Source organism: Arthrobacter sp. TmtSoilC48 (assembly GCF_059739425.1).
On sequence record NZ_AP046049.1, the window covers coordinates 4,476,298 to 4,497,022 of the forward strand.

General features: G+C 61.3%; 19 protein-coding genes and 1 tRNA gene. 11 read left to right on the top strand and 9 right to left on the bottom strand.

Going from position 1 to position 20,725, the window contains the following annotated elements:
* Positions 1–98 precede the first annotated feature (98 nt).
* Both AC6I97_RS20540 and AC6I97_RS20545 read left to right on the top strand, forming a co-directional pair.
* Positions 99–188: transfer RNA gene (locus AC6I97_RS20540), tRNA-Ser, on the top strand.
* A 236-nt stretch (positions 189–424) separates the two neighbouring features.
* A complete protein-coding gene (locus tag AC6I97_RS20545) occupies positions 425–583 on the top strand; it encodes a hypothetical protein (RefSeq protein WP_224094353.1) in 159 nt (52 codons plus the stop codon).
* A gap of 234 nt (positions 584–817) precedes the next feature.
* Here AC6I97_RS20545 and AC6I97_RS20550 read toward each other — a convergent pair whose 3' ends face one another.
* The 5 genes from AC6I97_RS20550 to AC6I97_RS20570 all read right to left on the bottom strand — a co-directional run bounded on the left by AC6I97_RS20550 (position 818) and on the right by AC6I97_RS20570 (position 4,808).
* Complete coding sequence (locus AC6I97_RS20550) at positions 818–1,651, bottom strand: FG-GAP repeat domain-containing protein (RefSeq protein ID WP_497946509.1); 834 nt, start codon at positions 1,649–1,651, stop codon at positions 818–820.
* A gap of 435 nt (positions 1,652–2,086) precedes the next feature.
* The gene (locus AC6I97_RS20555) at positions 2,087–2,935 is read right to left on the bottom strand and encodes an FG-GAP repeat domain-containing protein (protein ID WP_309931804.1); all 849 of its coding nucleotides are present in this window, start codon (positions 2,933–2,935) and stop codon (positions 2,087–2,089) included.
* A 449-nt stretch (positions 2,936–3,384) separates the two neighbouring features.
* Entirely contained in the window at positions 3,385–3,891 is a 507-nt protein-coding gene (locus tag AC6I97_RS20560) for a hypothetical protein (RefSeq protein ID WP_497946515.1), read from the bottom strand.
* Positions 3,892–4,256: 365 nt separating this feature from the next.
* A complete protein-coding gene (locus AC6I97_RS20565) occupies positions 4,257–4,466 on the bottom strand; it encodes a hypothetical protein (RefSeq protein WP_497946519.1) in 210 nt (69 codons plus the stop codon).
* A 96-nt stretch (positions 4,467–4,562) separates the two neighbouring features.
* A complete protein-coding gene (locus AC6I97_RS20570) occupies positions 4,563–4,808 on the bottom strand; it encodes a hypothetical protein (protein ID WP_497946521.1) in 246 nt (81 codons plus the stop codon).
* A gap of 965 nt (positions 4,809–5,773) precedes the next feature.
* On the opposite strand from AC6I97_RS20570, the gene AC6I97_RS20575 reads away from it, so the two are divergent.
* Both AC6I97_RS20575 and AC6I97_RS20580 read left to right on the top strand, forming a co-directional pair.
* On the top strand, positions 5,774–5,953 hold the full coding sequence (locus tag AC6I97_RS20575) for a hypothetical protein (RefSeq protein WP_497946526.1): 180 nt from the start codon (positions 5,774–5,776) through the stop codon (positions 5,951–5,953).
* Between the two features lie 240 nt (positions 5,954–6,193).
* Positions 6,194–6,586, top strand: a complete 393-nt coding sequence (locus AC6I97_RS20580; protein WP_497946528.1) for an ankyrin repeat domain-containing protein — start codon at positions 6,194–6,196, stop codon at positions 6,584–6,586.
* Between the two features lie 173 nt (positions 6,587–6,759).
* On the opposite strand, the gene AC6I97_RS20585 is transcribed toward AC6I97_RS20580, so the two are convergent.
* Positions 6,760–7,191 carry a hypothetical protein gene (locus AC6I97_RS20585; protein WP_497946530.1) on the bottom strand — a complete coding sequence of 144 codons (432 nt, stop codon included), beginning with the start codon at positions 7,189–7,191 and terminating at the stop codon, positions 6,760–6,762.
* 34 nt (positions 7,192–7,225) lie between these two features.
* Positions 7,226–8,923 carry an FG-GAP-like repeat-containing protein gene (locus tag AC6I97_RS20590; protein WP_497946533.1) on the bottom strand — a complete coding sequence of 566 codons (1,698 nt, stop codon included), beginning with the start codon at positions 8,921–8,923 and terminating at the stop codon, positions 7,226–7,228.
* A gap of 199 nt (positions 8,924–9,122) precedes the next feature.
* On the opposite strand from AC6I97_RS20590, the gene AC6I97_RS20595 reads away from it, so the two are divergent.
* Positions 9,123–9,302 carry a hypothetical protein gene (locus AC6I97_RS20595; protein WP_497946535.1) on the top strand — a complete coding sequence of 60 codons (180 nt, stop codon included), beginning with the start codon at positions 9,123–9,125 and terminating at the stop codon, positions 9,300–9,302.
* A 93-nt stretch (positions 9,303–9,395) separates the two neighbouring features.
* Here AC6I97_RS20595 and AC6I97_RS20600 read toward each other — a convergent pair whose 3' ends face one another.
* Together AC6I97_RS20600 and AC6I97_RS20605 are read right to left on the bottom strand one after the other, a co-directional pair.
* The gene (locus AC6I97_RS20600) at positions 9,396–10,043 is read right to left on the bottom strand and encodes a hypothetical protein (protein WP_309931203.1); all 648 of its coding nucleotides are present in this window, start codon (positions 10,041–10,043) and stop codon (positions 9,396–9,398) included.
* A 261-nt stretch (positions 10,044–10,304) separates the two neighbouring features.
* Positions 10,305–11,585, bottom strand: a complete 1,281-nt coding sequence (locus AC6I97_RS20605) for an MFS transporter (protein ID WP_224094346.1) — start codon at positions 11,583–11,585, stop codon at positions 10,305–10,307.
* A 461-nt stretch (positions 11,586–12,046) separates the two neighbouring features.
* Between AC6I97_RS20605 and AC6I97_RS20610 the strand changes: the two genes are divergently transcribed.
* The 6 genes from AC6I97_RS20610 to AC6I97_RS20635 all read left to right on the top strand — a co-directional run bounded on the left by AC6I97_RS20610 (position 12,047) and on the right by AC6I97_RS20635 (position 20,723).
* Positions 12,047–12,598, top strand: coding sequence for an SRPBCC family protein (locus tag AC6I97_RS20610; RefSeq protein ID WP_497947245.1), 552 nt, complete (start codon positions 12,047–12,049; stop codon positions 12,596–12,598).
* Positions 12,599–12,731: 133 nt separating this feature from the next.
* Positions 12,732–13,352 carry a hypothetical protein gene (locus tag AC6I97_RS20615; protein WP_309931199.1) on the top strand — a complete coding sequence of 207 codons (621 nt, stop codon included), beginning with the start codon at positions 12,732–12,734 and terminating at the stop codon, positions 13,350–13,352.
* A gap of 100 nt (positions 13,353–13,452) precedes the next feature.
* Complete coding sequence (locus AC6I97_RS20620) at positions 13,453–14,190, top strand: YcnI family copper-binding membrane protein (RefSeq protein WP_497946539.1); 738 nt, start codon at positions 13,453–13,455, stop codon at positions 14,188–14,190.
* 114 nt (positions 14,191–14,304) lie between these two features.
* Complete coding sequence (locus AC6I97_RS20625) at positions 14,305–14,934, top strand: DUF4232 domain-containing protein (RefSeq protein ID WP_497946541.1); 630 nt, start codon at positions 14,305–14,307, stop codon at positions 14,932–14,934.
* 55 nt (positions 14,935–14,989) lie between these two features.
* The gene (locus AC6I97_RS20630; protein ID WP_497946544.1) at positions 14,990–19,900 is read left to right on the top strand and encodes an ATP-dependent helicase; all 4,911 of its coding nucleotides are present in this window, start codon (positions 14,990–14,992) and stop codon (positions 19,898–19,900) included.
* A complete protein-coding gene (locus AC6I97_RS20635; RefSeq protein ID WP_497946546.1) occupies positions 19,893–20,723 on the top strand; it encodes a DNA-formamidopyrimidine glycosylase family protein in 831 nt (276 codons plus the stop codon). The genes AC6I97_RS20630 and AC6I97_RS20635 overlap by 8 nt, the downstream gene beginning before the upstream one ends.
* Positions 20,724–20,725: the final 2 nt, after the last annotated feature.

A 20,725-nucleotide genomic window follows, 5' to 3' on the forward strand; every position in this document is an offset into this window, starting at 1 on the left:
TTGAGTTCACTTCCCGGCGTTTCCCGGGCCCGTGTCCGAGCGCTCGCTTCGGGCTCGTTTTGGGGAACGGGCCCCAACTCCGGTACCCTATTTCAGTTGGTGACGTGTCCGAGCGGCCGAAGGTGCAACACTCGAAATGTTGTTTGGTGTAAAAGCCAACGTGGGTTCAAATCCCACCGTCACCGCCACGTAGAAAGGCCCTGTTTCCCTTTGCTTATGAGGGATGCGGGGCCTTTCTTCATCTATGAACACAGCGTGCATTGGTTCTGAGCCTTGCCCCGTTCATGTTTTCCGGCAAGTCATGGCGATTCGTTGGCACGGCCAGGTTTAGCAGCATCCCCATTTCCTTCCGGTGCGGGTAATCTTGATTTAGTAAGGGCGCTTAGTTTACGACTAGTTTGTTCGACAACGCGAAAGGAAAGAAATGATCATCCTGGGACTTGTTCTGCTGATCGTCGGCTGGCTACTCAATATCGGCATCCTCGTCACCATCGGCTGGATTGTGCTGGCCATCGGCCTCATACTGCTTATTCTCGGCGCGCTCAATCGCCCCATCTTGGCTGGGCGCCGGTATTGGTACTAGCCACGACGCCCCCGACGCTTTTCAGCGCTTCGAGCTAAATTTAGACAGAGGCATGCCGTTTGGATGACCGCCCTGGTGCGTCCAAGTGTCCCGATGGTGCCCCGTTACGCCCCTCCGCCGGCAGCGTAGCCTCAATGACGGACTCATGCGTGCGTGCATGAAGACCGGCCTCTCAGGAGGATAACTGCTCGTTCGAGTGGGCGAAGAACCCTCGCCACCGGGCTGGCGCGCAGTTCAGCCGAAGAGTGCCGGTGTTGGGATGTTCAGGAGCCGCCGTGTCCACGTAAAGCTGCCTGCCCCGTTGCCAGGATAGAGCCACATGGAACCCGCGATATCGCGGGCGATGACGTCGGCATGTCCGTCATAGTCAAAATCTCCGGGGGCGGCAATCAGATCCATCTTCTGCCAGCCCCACCCAACCTGTACGCGGCTCATCCACCCGCCAGCTCCGTTTCCCGGATACAGCCACATCGCACCACCCGTATCCACAGCGAGAACGTCCGGCTTCCCGTCCGCATTGAAGTCACGTCCACTGAAGATGGAAGCCATGATGTTCCACCCCGACCCGACTTGGGTGCGCCCGGGCAGCCATCCACCAGAGCCGTCGCCCCTATACATCCAGAGCGCACCCGCGTCGTCGCGGGCCAGAACGTCGGAGGCGCCGTCACCGTTCCAATCTCCAGGTGAAACCATTGCTGTCATCACGTCCCAGCCCCAACCGACTTGTTCCGCGTCGGCCCCGCCAATGCCGGTGCGTAAGTACAAGCCGCCGTCGCTGCTGCGGAACATCCAGTCGGCTTGGGCGTTTCCATCCCAGTCCCCCGGCGTAACCAAGGCGTCCGCGTCCAAAACGACAGTGTTTCCAGGGCCCAGACCCTGCCCTTCCCAACCCGGCTTACCCTCATAGACAATGACTCCGCCTTCGTCAGTGATGGTGACCAGATCGGAATAAACTACACCCCAGTCCCACCACAGCTGAATGAAGTTGTGCCAGGAGTCATCTGCGCGGGCGGGAGCAGCCATCGCGGGCTGGGTAAGCGTCATGGCAACTACAGCAGAAAGGATCATGACCAGACGGCGCACGGTAGCCCCCCAATTCCTAGCGCACCCCAGCGACACGCTCTTGCCGCGAGGGTACTCGGCCTGCCATAGCCGCCGCAATATTCACTGTTGCGTTTCCAACCCGGCGTCGCGCATGGAAAGGAACAAACCTTGGACCATGAGTGGCTTGCATGGATGCGGGCTGCCTGCAGGCCACATCCATGCGCCCGGTTCCGCAAGCGTGCGTGGACGGACCTTCAGGAGCTCATCCGCGGGCGGGACTGTTCTTGCAGACGCATCACGGGAATTGCGGAAGTGAATCCAATCCCTAAGAAGCGCTGACGACGGGATCAAGGCGAATGTCTAACACCGTCGTTTGCTGGCGGCGCTGGTCGTCGGTTGGATCCTGCCGTCGAGGATGTTTCGCCAGCTGCTGATGGGGTGCTGCCAGCGAAAACGCCGTCACCCGAAAAGCTGCGGAGTTGGGATGTCCATGACGCTTCTAGCACCGGTGAAGCCCCCGCTTCCGTTTCCGGGGTAGAGCCACATGGTGCCAGTGTTGTCCCGGGCGATGACATCGCCGTACCCGTCGTTGTCGTAATCGCCCGGGGCGGTGATCAGGTCCATGCCCTGCCACGCCCACCCGATCTGAATGCGGCCCAGCCATCCGCCGTACCCGTTGCCTGGGTAGAGCCACAGCTGCCCGTTGGTGTCCCTGGCGATCACGTCCGAGGGCCCGTCGCCGCTGAAATCATGTCCGCTGAAAATGGCCGTCATGACGTTCCACCCCCAGCCGACCTGGGTCCGGCCGGGAAGCCAGCCTCCGTGACCGTTGCCCTTGTACATCCACAGGGCACCCGTGCTGTCCCTGGCAAGGACGTCTGCGGCTCCGTCACCGTTCCAGTCACCCGGGGAGGTCACAGCCGTCATGACGTCCCAGCCCCAACCGATCTGGCCCACAGGGGTAGTCCTGCTCCAGCCGGCCCTCACGTGCAGCCCGCCGTCGGTGGCCCGATACATCCAGTCAGCGTAGCCATCACCATCCCAATCCCCCGGCATAAGCAAGGCATCTACGTCGGCGCCTACGTAACCCCCTGCCCGCTGAGGCTGAATCTCAGGGTTCGCTGCATAGACGGAGACCATCCCGTCGTCCTGAATGGCTACGAGGTCTGAATAGACAGCACCGTTGTCCCAAAATTCCTGGACCAAGTTATGCCACAGGAAATCGTCGGCGCGTGCAGGGGCGGCCATAATAACGCCGGCCAATGATATGGCGAAAAGGGCAACAACGGACATGCTGAAGCGGCGCACTGAATCCCCCTAAACAGAACCCCTTCCCTGCAGTGGGGCGGGGCACTGTGAGCTTATCTGACCTCTTATGCCGCAGCAACCGAGCAGGCCTCCAATCCCCCACGTCCAGAAGCGCCGCAACTTGGCACCAAGTTACCCGAGCCCTCCACGAGCCTGCCGCACCAAGCCCCGCCATGACGAGGGCGTGGTCCTGTGGAACTTGCATTCGATGTCCTGGGCATCTGGCGATAGTGTCGAATGCGGAAGCCCGTCGGTCCCCCATCGGCGGGCTTCTTTGCACCACGGGATTTTCAGGCCCTCAAAGGCCCCACATATCCCAACGACGAACACTCCGCCGCTGTGATCAGGATCGGCTGAACGCTTCGGCCCATGGGAACTGTTTTCGGCCCAACGGGCACCAGCGCTGACGGCCGTTACAGGAATCCGACATGTGCCGACCCGGCCAAGGGTCAGAAGCGACGTGCAGCGGACTGCTCAAAGAATGCCTTCACCCGGTCAACAAGCTGTTGACACCCGAGCCAGTAGTGCTGTTCGTACTTGGCGAGATTTTCGGCGTCCTCGGCCGGGATCGTGAAGTACTGCCCGATATCGAGGATCATCGCGCCATTGTCGCCGGGATGTATGAAGTACCGCATGCGCGCTGCTGGATCTGTGCCGCCCAAGATGCGGGTGACAGCTAATTGAAGAGGAATTTCTTCCATGATTTCCAAAGCAGACACTTGTTCAATTCCAGCACGCACCGAGATGAAGACCTGGATCTCGCCGAGCCCCTCCACGTCAGGAGCCCGGAAGCCGCTCACCACACCCGGCGACAGGAGGGCAGCATTCTCCGGCGGTTTGATGAAGTCCCAGATCTGCCGCCGGGTCGCATTGATCGCGGTGGAAGCACATACGAAATGGACCGTCGCTTCCGTCAGCGGCGAGGGACCTTCCGGGCGTTTGAACCAAGGACTCATGGCGAGAGTGTTTCATCACGGACCCTCACCGGCAAACCGCCACGCAGGGAGACCTTCCGGGTGCGAAGGGCCGCCATTGGGCGTCCGGAATGTCGCCCCGGGCCTTTTCAATGACGGAACTGAATCCGAGCAATCCTAGCTCCGAAGCATGAATAGTGCGAGGAAAACCAACCCCGCTGCGGCCACTACTGTGGCAGCAATTTTCGACCAGACGAGCTGGCGCTCGTAGGTCTTGAACCTGGCATTTTCGGGAAGCCGGGCCCACCCATCGACTCCAGCGCGCGCAAGCTTGTTGCGGAGCAAGTACAAGATGGCTCCGCTAAGAACAAGGAATCCCCAACGATGCCGAGAAATTGGTGGTTCATCTAGGCTCCTCCCCACGGTGGCCGGAGAACGAGTGTCAGCACCAAGATGATGACGCCTGCAAGGATCAACAGTGAGCAGAAGAAGATTCCGAACTTTTCGAAGCCCTGCACCCGGTCATCATCCAGATCGTCAGCTCCCCAGCCGAGCATCCGGGCAGCGATGAAGTACTGGCGGCGTGCAATCCGCTTTCGCAGGAGCAGCCACGTCAATCCAACAGTTATAAAGACCAACGACAGTGTCACCCCAGCCCCCGAGCCAAAATATCCAAAGTGCCGCTGTGATGCTGCGGTTGACGAACGTTTATATCAGGCAGCAATTGTGATCCAATGCCAACGTCCGCTCAAGAGACCGACGAGCAACACCACCAGCAGGATGGCACCGCCAAAGGACGTGAAGCAGCCCCCACCAATTCTTATTGTTTGGCGTTTCCGGGCAGCATACGACGGCTTTTGCTCATCTCGAAGCGTCCAATGCCAGTTGGCAGCCCACGTCGCCAGGGCATTCGAAATAGCGTAGACGAACAGACCAAACATGACTGCTACGGCGCCCATGAGCATGGGAACAATCTATCCCTAAAGACCTTCATAAGTCCCTGATTCGACGATAGACCTCATCGCTTCGGGTCTGTCCCATCTCCCGTGACCGGCCCCCGAAAAGCATGCAACGGCTATAGCCCGCTCCCAGGTGGCGGTTCAGGAGGCTGGTTCTCGTCTGCATCGACCGGGAGGCCAGCTGAAATTCGCCTACGATCCTCCTTGGCGGACGCGGTGAGGCGCATGAGGCGACCCCATGAGCCCCAAATCACGACCACAAGCGCAGAAATGCCAAGAATTCCCCATGAGCGCTAGCGCCCAATATTTACCAGGGTCATATCTGCTGGGCCTAACTACAAGCAGGACAACAAACAAACATCACCAACAATAAAAGATTCGCTACCGAGAATGGTCCGAAGAGCGAAAAGAAGGCTTTCCGTGTTGCCCTGCTCGATCTGTCTTCCCTCATGTCAGCTCAGCCCCGCCATCGTATTCTCGACTTACGGCGCATCCACCCGATCGCCTCCAAGCATTGGGGCGAGCAGGACGACACCGGCTTGGATAAACGGCCTTACGCCTGGTTGCCCGGCGTTGCTTCTGGTGGATTATCTCGTTCGCGAGGTCGACCTTCTTGGATGCGCCTGCGGTCTTCCTTCGCTGATTGGCGTACTTGCAGCCATCGTCTTCCTGCATTTCCTATGATTAGGACGCCTCCGACGATCATGAGAAGTGCTCCTAGGCCAATGGCCCAATAGGTGCCGGGATCGTTCAAATTGGGTTGGACTATCGCAAGGAAAAGGAACCCTGTCCCCAGAAGGAAATAGCCGATATGGAACAGACCCAAGCTTGAGAAGAATGCATCCTCCGTCGCTTTGCTGTATCTGGTCTTCATACAAGTTCCCTCCCTGTGTCCGGGGGCCGAAGGAATTCTGGCAACGATTTGAAGCCACCCGAAACTGCTTCACCTTCGGCCTCGAAGCCAAATGACACTGCCTCGGTATTGCATAGAGAAGTTCGTCCGTCTGTTCGTCGTGGAGGTACTCCCCGATAATTACACCTTCCAGCTGCTGTGCGGCGATCATGGACTCGTCACCAGCCAGTACCTTCGCGCCACTGCCCGCAGTCGGTCGGAGATGCTCATGCATGTCATTTTGGCACCATAACGGTGAGAATATGCTGAGGTCCTGACCCCTTACTGCAGGGCACGATGTGCCCCGAAAAAACTCGAACGGCGAAAGCGGGCGCCGATAACAACGGCGGCTCGCAGCGCGTTATGCGCATCATCTTCGCCGATGGTCTGGCTTCCTGGACCCTCTCGGCTATGTAACTAACGGCAGGGCTCCCAAGAGATTGCCTGTGCTGCTTCTCCACGTCGCCGGTGGCCCGGATGCCAGACTGTAAGGATGGATGAGATGGAACGGACAGCACTTCACTATGCAGCCCTGGACGATGACGTCCCCGCGGTCTTGGCTCTGTTGGCTGAAGGCGTTTCGCCCGACGCCCAAGACAAGAGCGGCTTCACGCCCCTTCACTTTGCTGCCCAGGAGTACTCCGTGAGGGCAGCCTCCGCGTTGCTGGATGCTGGCGCAACCGTTGACGTGGGAAACGCTTTCGGGAACACACCCCTCTTTGTCGCCGTCTTCAACTCGAAGAGCCGCGGAGAAATGATCAAACTCCTGCGATCACGCCGAGCCGATCCGCTCTGGGCCAACACGAGCGGCCAGACCCCTGTCGGGCTAGCACGATTGATCGGCAATTACGACATCGGGCAGTACTTCGCTGACGTAGCCGAATGAACATGCGAGCGAGCAGATTTCCACGCTCTCAAAGTGCCCATTAGCCGTCCGACGATAGCGGTCCAACACGCAGCCGGCCATTCACGGCGCAGCTGGCCTAATTTGTCACACGGCCGCGGGGCGCCCGCAGACGGACAAATTAGCCGGGAACGCACCATCGACCGGCAAGGGCATCAACCAGCCTTCCGCGTTCGGGGCGGTGGCCATTGAAGATCAATCTTGAGCGGTCTCTTGCCCGTCTTTGGCTCAGGAACACCCCGTTCCCTTCGCCGTGCCCGGGCGTCCCAGTCCTGACGCGCCCAAAAGGCGAGGAACCAGGCGAAGAGGGAAAAGCCACATGGCAGGGCCAGCCGTCCCCATTGACCATCTGATACTGCGAATACGACTGAAAGCACGAAGGCGAAAACTGTCAATGAACCGAACAGCAGGGCGAATGTCGTCATGAACCACAGAGGCGCCACTGTCGGCGCGTATTTCCCGCCAAGGGTGATTTCGTCCCGGCGGTAGCTGTAGAGATCACCGTCCACAGTTCGGGCAAGAATTCGCTCCTCCCCCGCGGCGACGGCCTGGTCATGCCAACGCCTGGCTCCTTCGTCAATCTCCATGCGTGAGTCTGCATCTGCTGCGGACAAGTGGGCCTCAGACAAGAGCGTTCATGACATTCCAGCCCTGCCCAACCTGCACGCGCGATATCCAGTTATTGCCCTCGGCTCGGGGATACAGCCATAGGATCCCGGCAGTGTCACGTGCCAGCAAGTCGGAACGGCCGTCACCATTGAAGTCGCCGGGCCCGATGATGGCGCTCATGATGTTCCAGCCCTGGCCAGCCTGGACCCGTGACTGCCAGCCTCCGGTCCCGTCCCCGGGGTAAATCCACAAGATGCCGTTCAAGTCCCGCGCCACAACATCGACTTCCCCATCTCCGGTGAAGTCTCCGCCACCAAGAATCGTCGTCATGGCGTTCCAGCCCTGACCGACCTGTGTACGAGCAAACCAGCCGCCAGCTCCGTTGCCTGGGTACAGCCACAGAACACCACCAGCGTCCCTGGCCAGAACATCAGGAAAGCCGTCGCTGTTGAAATCTCCAGGACCGGCAAGAGCGGTCATCGACTGCCAGCCCTGCCCGACCTGAACCCGTGGAAGCCAGCCGCGGTCTCCATTCCCCGGGTACAGCCACAACACTCCGCTGCTGTCACGGGCCAGTACGTCCGCGCGTCCATCGGTGTTGAAGTCGCCGCTCGCCATGATGGTTGTCATGGAGTTCCAGCCCTGGCCTACCGGGCCTGGAACGAGCCAGCCTCCCGTACCGTTGGTTGGGTACAGCCACAGCGTTCCGTTGGTGTCCCTGGCCAACACATCAGCACGACCGTCCGTGGTGAAATCCCGGTTGGATGGATCCCGAATGACCGACACTGAGCCGCTGCCAGAGGCGACGTACACAGTATGTGTCACCGGGTCCACAACCGGCTGGCCGGGCTGCTGGATGGGAAGCATTTGTGTCACCGAGGTGCCATTGACGACGGATAGCGTGTTGCGGCCGGGGTTCGTGACGTACAGCGTGCCTGTCGTTGAGTCCACTGCTACGTCCTGCGGGAAGGCGTCGTACGTGTCGAATTTGATGGTTCGCACCACGGCTCCGCCGTTGAGGACCGTAACCTTTCCGTCGAAGACGCTCGGCACGTACACGTCATGGGTCGCCGAATCCACAGCGATCCCCCACGGTCCGTTACCCACCGGGATGACCTGCGTCACCGCGTTTCCGACGATGACTGAAACGCTGTTGGTGCTGTAATTGGATACGTAAACGGCATGAGATGACGTGTCTACGGTAAGACCTCTGAGAAACCCGCCGCCGACTGCGATGGAGCCGGTAACTGCGTTGCCCTCGATGACCGAGACCGTGCCAGTTCCTGAGCTGCCGACATAGACCTTCCGGGTACTCGGATCCACAGCGATCCCCCACGGCTCGTTACCCACCGGGATAGTAGCCGTCACCACCGTTCCACTGATGACCGACACCGAATTACTTGCGGAATTGACCACGTAGACGGCATGCGAAACCGGGTCCAAAGCGACTCCGGTTGGGTAGTTGCCGACGACAACTTTCGCCGTCAGCACGCCATCCTTCAGAACGGAGACAGTATTTCCGTTCCGATCGGCAGCGTAGACCGTTCGCGCCGCCGGGTCATAGGCGACGGCAGAGGGCCTGCCGTCAACTGCATATATGGTCGTCGCCTCAGGGGCTGCCAATGCACTGTCGACACCCTGATCGACGGCCGCGAAAGAGAGTGTGAGGACCGCCGCGAGTCCTAGCCGGGCAAGCAGATGAGTGCGCATGTGGCTTACCCTACCTTTAGCCTGAAGCTCCAAAATCACATCCGAATGACATGAACCGTGCCACGTTCACCCACGGGGCGTTGCTCCGGGCAAGTTGTCCGGGTGGATATTTATGCATTGAGTGTACAAATCCAGGATAGGTACCGCGAAGAGCTGGCCGACTTCCGGAAACGGCTTCTTGGACCCGAGGGCCGGTCGCATGCCGGGAGCCAGCACCAAGAGCGATGTGACCTCCCCCACTTCGGGCCGGTACGAAGTACTTATGGTGCCTGTTCGCTACTTCAAGGACTGCGGTATCTACGAGATTCCAGGAGAGATCCTTGAGGAGACGAACACCTGGCAACCAGCTTTCTACAAGTTCGGCCTGGCTCACGCTTAGCCGGTTACAGTGCCAGGATTCCATTCCAGAAGACTAATCCTCGATGCAGTCCCACATCAGCTTGAACGGAACTCTTTCCGCGCGAGGCAACTGCTACTGCCATGACATCGTGAACCAGATGATCGCGATGACGTAGCCAACCAGTGCCAGCAAAGCGAAGCGTTTGGGCGTGCCCACTGGGTTCTTCTTGGTAAAGCCGAAGAACGAGTTGATATTGAACAAATGAAGCAGCAACCCTCCGCCAAGCAGCCCTACAAACATCGAAGGTGGGGCCACCAAAAGAACGCTCGCGGCAAAGAACACATACTCCAGCACGAACGCCAGTCGGGGCCGGGCCCACAGGCCAAAGCCGACGCGGCGATCATTCCGTCCCCAGCCAAGTACTGGAAGGTCCCGGAGGTGGACCACCGCATCCAGAAGCCAGTGAGACAGGACGCCGACCCAAAAAAGAACACCTACAAGGACACTCTGATAAATCAGCCCGGCCAGCAGTGCGGGCACAATACTGAGCGCACCACCGAGGACCAGCGAATGTGAGTACGGGTAGGAGGTGAATTTGACGCGGGATTGCAGCGGATTATTGCGGTCCACTTTAACCGACTCTTTGCCAGCGAAAACCAATCCAGGCCAAACAATGTCTGGCCACGCGACTGCCACGGCGATGGGTAAGGCGGGCGTTTCAGGCGCAACTGCGAGAATGACCGCAGCTGCGGCGAAATGACCTATGTACACAATCGTCAAGCCTAGTGTCGGCAACAACGGCATCGGCATTCTTAATCCGCCACCGCGAGTCGCTCTGGTAGTCACCACGAGCGAGATCGGGGCGCTCCCGGAAAGCTAAGGCGGGGAGACCAATCTCTCGGTACGATTCAGCACAACGAACCAGCAAAAGCACCGACTACTAATAACGTGGCCGCACTCCCCCAAACATGATGCAGATCGGTGTCATCGGCTCTGTCTGAAGGCGGATAGACGGCGGCTGGCCATAAGGGACAGCGTGCTCTACGTACGGGGCGAAGCCAGGGACGATTTCTCCTGGTGTGCTGGTGTCGGAGTAGAGGCTCTTGATGCGGTGATACGCCCTACAACCAACACCAAGGCAAGAGCAATGATCACAGGGACACAGACTGAAAGAACAATGAAGCTGGTATCCACGCCGAATCCAATGAGGACCCCGCCGAAGATCGGCCCAACCACGGATCCGAGTCGGCCCAGCGAAGCAGCCCATCCGACGCCGGCCGTCACGGTTGCTTGCGGATACAGTGTGACCGCCAGCGCCGTAGCGCCGATCATTCCGGCCTGGAGTCCCAGGCCGACTCCACCGAAGACCAGCAGCAGCAGAGTTTTGTCGGGGCCGAGAAACGCAGAAACAACAAGGAACGTAATGGCGACGGCCGAGGTTCCAGCCAGCACGGACGTCATGCGGAATCGACGCGATCCGACAATCAGCACGCCAGCACCCACGATGCTTCCGATGCCCAGAGCTGCTGACCCCAAGGGTGCTAGCCCGGCACTGAAGCCGTAACTGGTGAGCAGGGTCGGCAACCACGACGAGAACACGTAGAACACGGCGAATATGAGGAAGGAAAAGGCCCACAGGAGCAGCGTCCTGCTTCGAACAGAGGCATCGAACAGGCGGGCAACCGACGCATGGTGCTTGGCCTCGGGCGCTTCGTGGAGCGGGTCTGACGCTTGGCTGCCTGACAACCCGAACCACAGGAATGGCAGGAGAACGCCAGAGGCGATAGCACCCAAAATGAACACCCATTCCCACCCAAATGCGCCCACAATGCCACTGCCGGTGAGACCCGCAATGAGTGCCCCGAAGGAGATGCCCGTCATCACGACCACTGCAATGGATTGACGCAAGCGTGCGGGATTGACTGCGGTTGCATGCGATACAGCGGCTGGAAGAACGGCACCCAATCCCAGACCCGTTATGAACCGCAGAATCGTGAGTTCCACAATCGAAGTCGACCACGCTGTCAGCAGCGAACCAACAGTGAAGACCACAACCGCAGAAAGGATGACGTTCCTGGTGCCCAGCCTGGCCACGAGGCGTCCCACGGCGAGATATCCCAGAGCCACTCCGGCGCTGGTCAGCGAGAGGGCAGGCGTGAAGAACGAGGGCTGAACCCCCCAGTCCTTGGCAATCGTAGGTATGGACACACCTAGCGCGACCGTGTCATAGCCATCGAGCACTACAGCCGCGCATGTAAGAAACAGAACCCACCATTTCGGCTTTGCCTCTTCCTGTTTCTTGAATTCGCTCGTCGTGTCCATTGGACATCCTTAAGGTAGGGAGGGCTTCGAATCCAGTTTCGAAGCTGGGGCATCCACCGGTTATCGGCGGCTGGACAAACCACAGCGAGAGATAGGCCTCCGTCATTGGAGGCTCCCTCATGCGACTTCTCAATTACCGACAACAGATGCAAATTCGCCGTCAAACGTGGCCCAAGTGCGGGGCTGGCGAGGTGCCGAACGTGGTGAAGATTATTGGCACTTCGTCATTTTTATCTTCTTAGTGCTTAAAGGTCAAGAGCTAATTTGCTTGATACTAAGTATCTTACTGATGTTAGTGCTTGCCATGACCTGAACTTCAGTCCAGCTATTTCCCGCCGGAGTCCTACCCATACAGGTCCGCCCAGCAGCGACTTTTCGTAGGAACAGCCGCCGTGTCAGCAGTACATTAATCACGGATGCCACAAGACACCCTCGGAGCCACACCCACTGCGGAGGCAGCAATGGCCGGGTTGACCAATAAGACGAGCAAAAGCACCGACTACGAGTTCGTCACCGTGTGGCGTGTGCCCGGAACACGCGAGGAAGTGGTGGATGTCCTCGGCAACGCCGGTACCCTCAAGCAGTGGTGGCCTGCCGTCTATCTCCAAGTCACCCCGGTAAACGAGGGCAACCCGGATGGCACCGGTAAATCCTTCGACCTCCACACCAAGGGCTGGCTTCCTTACACCTTGCGTTGGCGGCTCACAGTTACCGAACCCGTTACCCTGCACGGCTTTGCACTCAAAGCCGAGGGAGACCTCAACGGCACTGGCCGCTGGACTTTCGAAACCGACGGCCCTGAAGTCGTCATCACCTACGACTGGCGGGTCAGCGCCGCCAAGCCACTCCTGCGCAGGCTGAGCTGGCTCCTGAAGCCTGCATTCTCGGCCAACCACCACTGGGCCATGGCGCGTGGCGAGGAAAGCCTGAAACTTGAGCTCCGCCGTCGTCGTCCTGGTGCGGACCTCAGCCGTATCCCGGAGCCACCCGGACCAACCTTTGTCCGCACCTAAGGCGCCGGCATCGCCACAAAGCGTCAAAGTATCCACATAGGCACCCATCCGAGGCCAGTCCAGCTCCGAACTCCCGATAGAATCAGGACGCTGACAACAGCAGCATCCAGGCAGGCAATTCAGGGAGGACTCCGTGCGCTTATCGCAGCCCCGGGCACCCTTCCATGCCTTGCGGTCCGGCGCGATCTCGCTCGTTATCGTGTTTCTTGCTGCCGGAGCCCATGTGATCGGCGGCGGCGAACTTCCCGTTGTCCCGGTCCTGTTGGCACTTGTCGCCTTGACGGCATTGGCCGCGACGCTGGCCACGCGCTTCAAACTCAACGTCGCCTCCATGACAGCCTTGCTTGGAACCAGCCAGTTCGTACTCCACGAAGCCTTCACAGCTTTGAGTCCAGTTACGGCAACAGCCCAAGGAAATGCGCACCACGCCGCGGCCGAGCCCCTGAATCCTTTGCTCTACACAGCGGCGCCCCACCTCCATGAGCTGGACTCAACTCTGGGCGCCGTGATGTTGGCTGGCCACATCCTGGCCACGATCGGCTCTGCCGTGATCCTGGCCAAGGGCGAGGACGCACTGTGGCAGCTGGCGGCGTGGCTGCGTCCATTGGTTGCGCTGCCCACGCTGCTGTTCAGGCCCGACGCCGGCGCCTCCCCTATCGCCGTCGGCGCACCTGACGTTTTCCTGCCCCGCCCCTGGCGGAACCTGAGGCAAGACAGCCGCCGCGGCCCGCCCGCCGCCGTCGTTCTTCCCTGATTCCGCCCGGCACCAGCGCAACGCACCAAGCAGACGCCTTTGGTGACGGGCCATAAACCCGTACCCGGCGCCAACTCCGGCGCCCTTGAAAGGCAATCCCATGAAGAAGTCCACCCTCCGCCGTACCCTGTCCGCGACCGCTGCCGCCGGCGGAACCGCCGCCTTGATGATGGCCGGCCTGGCCGGAGCATCCGCACACGTATCGGCCGATCCGAACAAGACTGCCGCAAACTCGTACGCCCTGTTGACGTTCGGTATCCCCCACGGCTGCGACACGTTCGGCACAACAAAAGTCGCTATCTCGTTGCCCGAGCAATTGACCGATGCCCAGCCCACGGTCAACCCAAACTGGACCGTCGAGAAAGTTACGGAGACGTTGGCTGAGCCGAAGAAGCTGGACAATGGCACCACCATCACCAAGCGGACCAGCCAGATCGTGTACACAGCCAAGGCTCCGCTGGACCCGCATCTTCGTGATGCTTTGGTTCTCTCGGTCAAGCTGCCCGACGCCGCCGGCAAGACGCTTTACTTCCCCACTCTGCAGACCTGCGAGCAGGGCCAGACTGACTGGTCGGAGATCCCGAAGGAGGGACAGGACGAGCACGAACTCAAGGCCCCGGCCCCGTCCGTAACCATCACACCGGCCGAAGCCGAAGGTGACCACCACGCAGCAGGCACGGTGTCAACAGAGCAGGCGTCATCGGTGACCGACGACGGATCACAGGCACGCAGCTGGGCGGGCCTTGTTGCCGGTATCGCTGGTTTGGGCCTGGGCGGCGCCGCGTTCTTCCGCGGCCGGTCAGCGAAGACAGCAGCGGCCAAGGTCGACGCAAAGTAACAGGGCGAACCTTTAGCGGATTGGCGTCCGGAAAGATCACGATCCGGACGCCAATCCTCTTTCCTTGCCGTGGCTCAATTGACTCGCGTCACACCCGGCGCAAGGCTGGTGCCCATGTGGACTCAGCGCATCAAAACCGGACTTGTGACGACGACGGCGGCAGCCTCGCTGCTGCTCCTTGCTGCTTGCGGGCCAAGCCCAAGCCCCGCGGGAAGCAGCAGTGCCCCGCCCACCTCATCTTCGGCATCTCCGACGTCGGCTTCCCCCAGCGCGAGCAACTCGCCTTCGCCGTCGGGAACGGTCAGCTCCGCAGCACCCGCCGCCGAAGGTCAATGCAAGGCCGATTCCCTGACTGCCGCCACTGATTCCACTGGCGGCGGCGCTGCCGGAAGCATCTACGAAAAACTGATCCTGACGAACTCCGGAACCACACCTTGTACCCTGGAGGGTTTCGCAGGCGTTTCTTTGACGGCCGACGCCAACGGCGCCCCTATCGGCGAGCCTGCTACCCGCGAAACCACCACGCCGGTCACCAAGATTGAGCTTGCCCCGGGCAAATCGGCGTGGGCTGAACTGCGCTACACCCAGGCTGGAAACTACGGCGACTGCACCAAGGTGCCTGCTGCCGGTTACCGCATCTACCCGCCAAATGACACCGCGTCACTGTTCGTTGCCGAGCAGCACGATGCCTGCAGCAACACCGGCATCAAACTACTGACCATCACTGTCTTCCAGGCCGTCTGACCATCAACCCACGGCTCGGGCTTATTCTGTCTGAGCCGTGGGGCATGATGGAGGAATGCAGGAGCAGCAGGCGTCCACGGGCGCCATCGGCCGTTTCAGCCAGGCAACCAGGGAATGGTTCCTTGGCGCTTTTTCCGCGCCCACCCCCGCCCAGGATGGCGCATGGAACGCTATCTCTTCGGGCTCGCATGCCCTGGTGGTGGCCCCCACTGGTTCCGGCAAGACTCTTGCCGCCTTCCTTTGGGCCTTGGACAGATTGCATTCCACGCCCTCGGACACGTTGCCGGGGTTGGAATCCGTTGCCGACGGGAAGGGTCGCGCCAAACGTCCTAAAACAAAGACCCGGGTCCTTTACATTTCGCCACTCAAAGCACTGGGCGTGGACGTGGAGCGGAACCTTCGCTCACCGCTCATCGGGATAACGCAAACCGCCAAACGATTGGGACTGCCGGCACCTCTTGTGACAGTCGGAGTCCGCTCCGGAGATACGACGGCGGCAGATCGCCGCTCGCTGTTATCGAACCCACCGGACATCCTGATCACTACGCCGGAGTCCCTTTTCTTGATGCTGACGTCCCGCGCCCGGGAAACATTGAGCGAAGTAGACACCGTCATCATCGACGAAGTGCATGCTGTAGCTGGAACCAAGCGGGGCGCCCATCTTGCGGTGTCCTTGGAAAGGCTGGATGCCCTTCTACCGAAGCCTGCCCAGCGGATCGGCCTCTCTGCTACGGTGCAGCCGCGTGAGCTTGTGGCCCAGTTCCTGGCCGGCCAGGCACCTGTGGAAATTGTGGCTCCGCCGTCCAAGAAGAACTGGAACCTCACAGTCACTGTGCCTGTGGAGGACATGTCGGACCTCCAAGGGGCTGCGGGCGCGTTTGACTCCGGCCCGGCCTCCGGGCTTCAGCCGCAAGCATCCATCTGGCCCCATGTTGAGGAACAGATTGTCGATCTTGTCCTTTCCAAGCAGTCCACCATAGTCTTCGCCAACTCACGCCGCCTGGCCGAGCGGCTGACCGCCAGATTGAACGAGATCCATGCCGAGCGGCAAATGTTGGCCGCGGCCGGCGGTGAGTGGGGTGCTGCCGGCAAGGCAGAGGATTCGGGAAGCTGGGGCACCGGGCTGGCCACCGAGTCCGCGGGGGCAGCTCCCGTGTCCACTGCGACACCGGCGCATATGATGGCCCAGGCCGGCAGCACCAGCGGAGCAGATCCTGTCTTGGCACGCGCCCACCACGGTTCGGTTTCCAAGGACCAGAGGGCAATGATCGAGGATGACCTGAAGTCGGGCAGGCTGCGCTGCGTCGTTGCCACATCGTCATTGGAACTTGGCATCGATATGGGAGCCGTGGACCTTGTCATCCAGGTGGAGTCACCGCCCTCGGTAGCCAGCGGCCTGCAGCGAGTAGGGCGTGCCGGCCACCAAGTGGGCGAGATCTCCGAGGGCGTGTTGTTCCCCAAGCACCGGGCCGACCTCCTTCACACCACCGTCACAGTGGAACGGATGCTGAGCGGCCAAATCGAGCGCCTCAGCATCCCCACCAATCCCTTGGACATCCTGGCCCAGCAAACCGTCGCCGCCACGGCCCTGGGCAGCATCGACGTCGAGGAATGGTTCAGCACCGTGCGCCGATCGGCGCCGTTTGCCAGCCTGCCCCGGTCCGCGTTCGAGGCCACGCTGGATCTGCTGGCCGGACGGTATCCGTCCGACGAATTTGCAGAACTTCGGCCACGCATTATCTGGGACCGGCATGCAGGCACCATTGAGGGCAGGCCGGGGGCACAGCGACTTGCGGTCACCTCGGGCGGCACCATTCCTGACAGAGGCCTTTTCGGCGTGTACATCATCGGCACGGAAGTTGAAGGATCCTCATCCCCGGCCAACGCCGATGGTGAAGGCCCCAGCGCCTCCGCCCGTGCCGCGAAAGGTGGGCGCCGCGTTGGCGAACTCGACGAAGAAATGGTTTACGAGTCGCGGGTAGGCGATATCTTTGCCCTCGGAGCCACCAGCTGGAAAATCGAAGACATCACCCATGACCGCGTATTGGTTTCCCCTGCTTTCGGCCAGCCTGGAAAGCTCCCCTTCTGGAAGGGCGATTCGCTGGGCCGTCCGGTGGATCTCGGCCGCGCTTTGGGAGCCTTCATCCGCGAGCTTTCCGCGGCCGACCCCGCACCAGCCATGGAGCGCTGCCAGGCAAGTGGGCTTGATGCCTTCGCGGCCGGCAATCTGCTGCAGTATCTGGAAGAACAGAAGCAGGCCACAAACATCGTTCCCAGCGATCGAACATTGGTTGTGGAACGTTTCCACGACGAACTCGGGGACTGGCGTGTTGTTCTCCACAGCCCGTTCGGAATGCCTGTTCACGCGCCGTGGGCTTTGGCCGTTGGACAACGCCTTCAGCAGCGGTACGGCTTGGATGGTTCAGCCATGGCCGCCGATGACGGCATCGTTCTTCGCGTGCCCATGATGGAGGACGAGCCACCCGGTGCTGAACTGTTCCTGTTCGATCCCGAGGAACTCGAACAGATCGTCACCGCCGAGGTTGGCGGGAGTGCGTTGTTCGCCTCGCGGTTCCGTGAGTGCGCCGCCCGCGCCCTGCTGCTCCCCCGTCAAAACCCAGCCAAGCGCCAACCCCTTTGGCAGCAGCGTCAACGCTCGGCCCAATTGCTGGACGTCGCCCGAAAGTACCCGTCCTTCCCTATCGTGCTCGAAACCGTCCGCGAATGCTTGCAGGATGTTTACGATCTGCCCGCCCTGAAGGACATCGCGGCATCAGTCGAACGTCGCGAACTGCGCATTGTGGAGACCACCACCCAGCAGCCATCACCCTTCGCGAAGTCCCTGCTGTTTGGCTATGTGGCACAGTTCCTTTACGAGGGCGATTCCCCCTTGGCGGAGCGTCGGGCGGCAGCCCTCGCCTTGGATTCCACGCTGCTCAATGAGCTGTTGGGCAGAGTGGAACTGCGCGAGCTTCTTGACGCCGCAGTCATTGATGCCACGGAACGCGAGCTGCAGCGGCTGGTGCCGGACCGTCGCGTGCGGGGAATGGAAGGCGTTGCTGACCTCCTCCGGTTGCTTGGTCCGCTCAGTGTTGAGGAAGTGGCGGAGCGCCTTGAGGAAGGGCCGGACGCCGGCTCACACCTTGCCGCACTCCAGAAAGCCAACCGGGCGCTAAAAGTAACGATCGGCGGCGTCGAGCGTTTCGCGGCAGTGGAAGATGCCGCCCGGCTGCGCGACGCCATTGGTGTCCCCCTGCCCATGGGCGTGCCGCTCGCCTTCATTGAGCCCGTCCACGATCCCCTGGGCGACCTCGTCTCACGGTATGCGCGCACGCACGGACCATTCACAGCAGCCGAGGCCGCATCCAGGCTGGGACTTGGCGTCGCCGTCGTCAATACCGCACTGAAGCGGCTCGCTGCCGATGGCCGTGTCGTGGAGGGCGAGTTCCGGCCACATGCCGTGGCGACGGAGAGCACCCCACAAGAGCCGCTGGACTCCGAGCTCATGTCCGCGGACGCGCCGCCGTCCAGCGAATGGTGTGATGCCGAGGTCCTGCGGAAGCTCCGGCGTCGTTCTCTGGCCGCCTTGCGCGCAGAGGTTGAGCCCGTTGACACGGCCGCCTATGGGCGGTTCCTGCCAGCATGGCAGAACGTTACCGCACCCGGGAAGTCCCGAAGCCAGGCACTGCGCGGACTCGATGGCATCATCACGGCGGTTGATCAACTCTCAGGCGTTCCCATTCCCGCTTCTGCATGGGAGCCATTGGTGCTCGCGAGCCGCGTGGCGGACTACAAACCAGCCATGTTGGACGAGCTCATGGCGGCCGGTGAGTTGTTGTGGTCCGGGGCTGGAGCCTTGCCGGGTAACGACGGTTGGATCAGTCTCCATGTGGCTGACTCCGCCGAGCTGACGCTCAATCCCGCCCCGGATTTCGAGCCCGGCGACGCCCAACAGCGGCTCCTTGACTACCTGGGTGCAGGTGGCGGTTACTTCTTCCGCCAGCTCACTGAAGTGGCAGGCGGAATGGACTCTGTGCTGAGCGATGATGCAGTGGTCTCGGCGCTCTGGGATCTGGTGTGGGCCGGCCGCGTCACGGGTGACACCTTTGCTCCCGTGCGCGCCATGATCGCCGGTGGGCGCACAGCACATCGGCAGGTTGCCAAAGCACCTCGCGCGCGTGCCCCGAGAATGAGCAGGTTGGGGCGCTCCCACGGTACGGGCCTTCTGGGCTCCCCCGGGCTTACGGGTGGGCGCTATGGTTCCGTCTCCGGCACCGCTCCCGCCCCGCCATCGGCCGTAGGACGCTGGTCCGCGCTGCCTTCCCCCGAACTCGACCCGACCATCCATGCTCGCGGCACCGCCGAGCTTCTGCTGGACCGCTATGGCGTCGTCACCCGGGGCTCGGTCATGGCCGAGAACATCATCGGCGGTTTCGGGCTCATGTACAAAGTTCTGGCCCGGCTCGAGGAAGCCGGGCGTTGCCGCCGCGGGTACTTCATCGAGCACCTGGGAGCGGCCCAATTCGCCGTCCCCGCGACCGTGGACAGGCTCCGTTCCTTCACCGAAGATGCGCGCATTACCAAGGCAGAGCCCACGGCACTGGCACTTGCAGCCACGGACCCGGCCAACCCTTACGGCGCCGCCTTGCCGTGGCCGGCGCTGTCCATCGACGCCGGTTCCGGACACCGCCCCGGACGGAAGGCCGGCGCGCTGGTGGTGATGGTCGACGGCGCGTTGGTCCTTTATGTTGAGCGCGGCGGTAAGACTCTTCTCACCTTCAGCCACGACGACGCGGTCCTTGCGGTGGCTGCCCAAGCTTTGGTGGACGTGGTGCGACGCGGAGCAGTGGACAAGCTTTTCATGGAAAAGGTCAACGGTCACGACCTCCTGGACACGCCGATTGCTGCTGCCCTTGCGGCTGCCGGAGCCTACTCAACCCCGAAGGGTCTGCGGATCCGTGCCTGAGGGAGATTCCATTTGGCGCGCAGCTTCGCGCCTCAACGCGGCCTTGGCCGGGCAGGTCATAATAGCTTCAGACTTCCGGGTACCGCGTTTCGCCACCCTGAACCTAGCGGGTTGGACACTGACCGAGGTGGTTCCCCGGGGCAAGCACCTACTCATGCGGGTGGTGGGACCTGCGGACGAGGAGCCCGGAGCGAGCAGGAAACCGCGTGAGCTGACCATCCATTCCCATCTCAAGATGGAAGGCAGTTGGATGGTCTACCCGCCTGGAGGTCGCTGGACCAAACCGGGGCACACTGCACGATGCATACTACGAACGGCTTCCGTTGACGCGGTCGGGTTCTCGTTGGGCATTCTTGAGGTGGTCCCAACCAGCGAGGAGGATCGGATCGTCGGGCATCTGGGGCCTGATCTGCTCGGCCCTGACTGGGACGAAGAAGAAGCCCTCCGCCGGCTCCAGGCTGAACCCGACGTCCCCATCGGCTACGCCCTGCTCGATCAGCGGAAGCTGGCCGGGATCGGCAACATATATCGCTGCGAAGCGTGCTTCCTTTCCGGAATCCACCCTGCGTTGCCTGTGGGCTCAGTGCCGGACCTCGCCAAGACAGTCAACGATGCCAAGCGGCTCCTGGGCGAGAACCTGGGTCCAGGCCTGCGGACCACCTTGGGCCCCCGGGCGATGAGGCCCGGCTACTGGGTTTATGGCCGGGCCCGGCAGCCATGCAGGCGCTGCGGAACACCTGTTCGTCGCGACGTCCTCGCAGCGCCGGATGGAACCGAAGAGCGGGACATCTACTTCTGTCCCAGATGCCAACGACTTCCGTAGGC

What these genes read in the sequence shown, in the direction of transcription:
- AC6I97_RS20545 (WP_224094353.1), top strand. Translation starts at nt 425, where the DNA reads ATGATCATCCTGGGACTTGTTCTGCTGATCGTCGGCTGGCTACTCAAT.
- AC6I97_RS20550 (WP_497946509.1), bottom strand. Translation starts at nt 1,651, where the DNA reads ATGATCCTTTCTGCTGTAGTTGCCATGACGCTTACCCAGCCCGCGATG.
- AC6I97_RS20560 (WP_497946515.1), bottom strand. Translation starts at nt 3,891, where the DNA reads ATGAGTCCTTGGTTCAAACGCCCGGAAGGTCCCTCGCCGCTGACGGAA.
- AC6I97_RS20570 (WP_497946521.1), bottom strand. Translation starts at nt 4,808, where the DNA reads ATGGGCGCCGTAGCAGTCATGTTTGGTCTGTTCGTCTACGCTATTTCG.
- AC6I97_RS20575 (WP_497946526.1), top strand. Translation starts at nt 5,774, where the DNA reads ATGACACTGCCTCGGTATTGCATAGAGAAGTTCGTCCGTCTGTTCGTC.
- AC6I97_RS20580 (WP_497946528.1), top strand. Translation starts at nt 6,194, where the DNA reads ATGGATGAGATGGAACGGACAGCACTTCACTATGCAGCCCTGGACGAT.
- AC6I97_RS20585 (WP_497946530.1), bottom strand. Translation starts at nt 7,191, where the DNA reads ATGGAGATTGACGAAGGAGCCAGGCGTTGGCATGACCAGGCCGTCGCC.
- AC6I97_RS20590 (WP_497946533.1), bottom strand. Translation starts at nt 8,923, where the DNA reads ATGCGCACTCATCTGCTTGCCCGGCTAGGACTCGCGGCGGTCCTCACA.
- AC6I97_RS20595 (WP_497946535.1), top strand. Translation starts at nt 9,123, where the DNA reads ATGCCGGGAGCCAGCACCAAGAGCGATGTGACCTCCCCCACTTCGGGC.
- AC6I97_RS20605 (WP_224094346.1), bottom strand. Translation starts at nt 11,585, where the DNA reads ATGGACACGACGAGCGAATTCAAGAAACAGGAAGAGGCAAAGCCGAAA.
- AC6I97_RS20610 (WP_497947245.1), top strand. Translation starts at nt 12,047, where the DNA reads ATGGCCGGGTTGACCAATAAGACGAGCAAAAGCACCGACTACGAGTTC.
- AC6I97_RS20620 (WP_497946539.1), top strand. Translation starts at nt 13,453, where the DNA reads ATGAAGAAGTCCACCCTCCGCCGTACCCTGTCCGCGACCGCTGCCGCC.
- AC6I97_RS20625 (WP_497946541.1), top strand. Translation starts at nt 14,305, where the DNA reads ATGTGGACTCAGCGCATCAAAACCGGACTTGTGACGACGACGGCGGCA.
- AC6I97_RS20630 (WP_497946544.1), top strand. Translation starts at nt 14,990, where the DNA reads ATGCAGGAGCAGCAGGCGTCCACGGGCGCCATCGGCCGTTTCAGCCAG.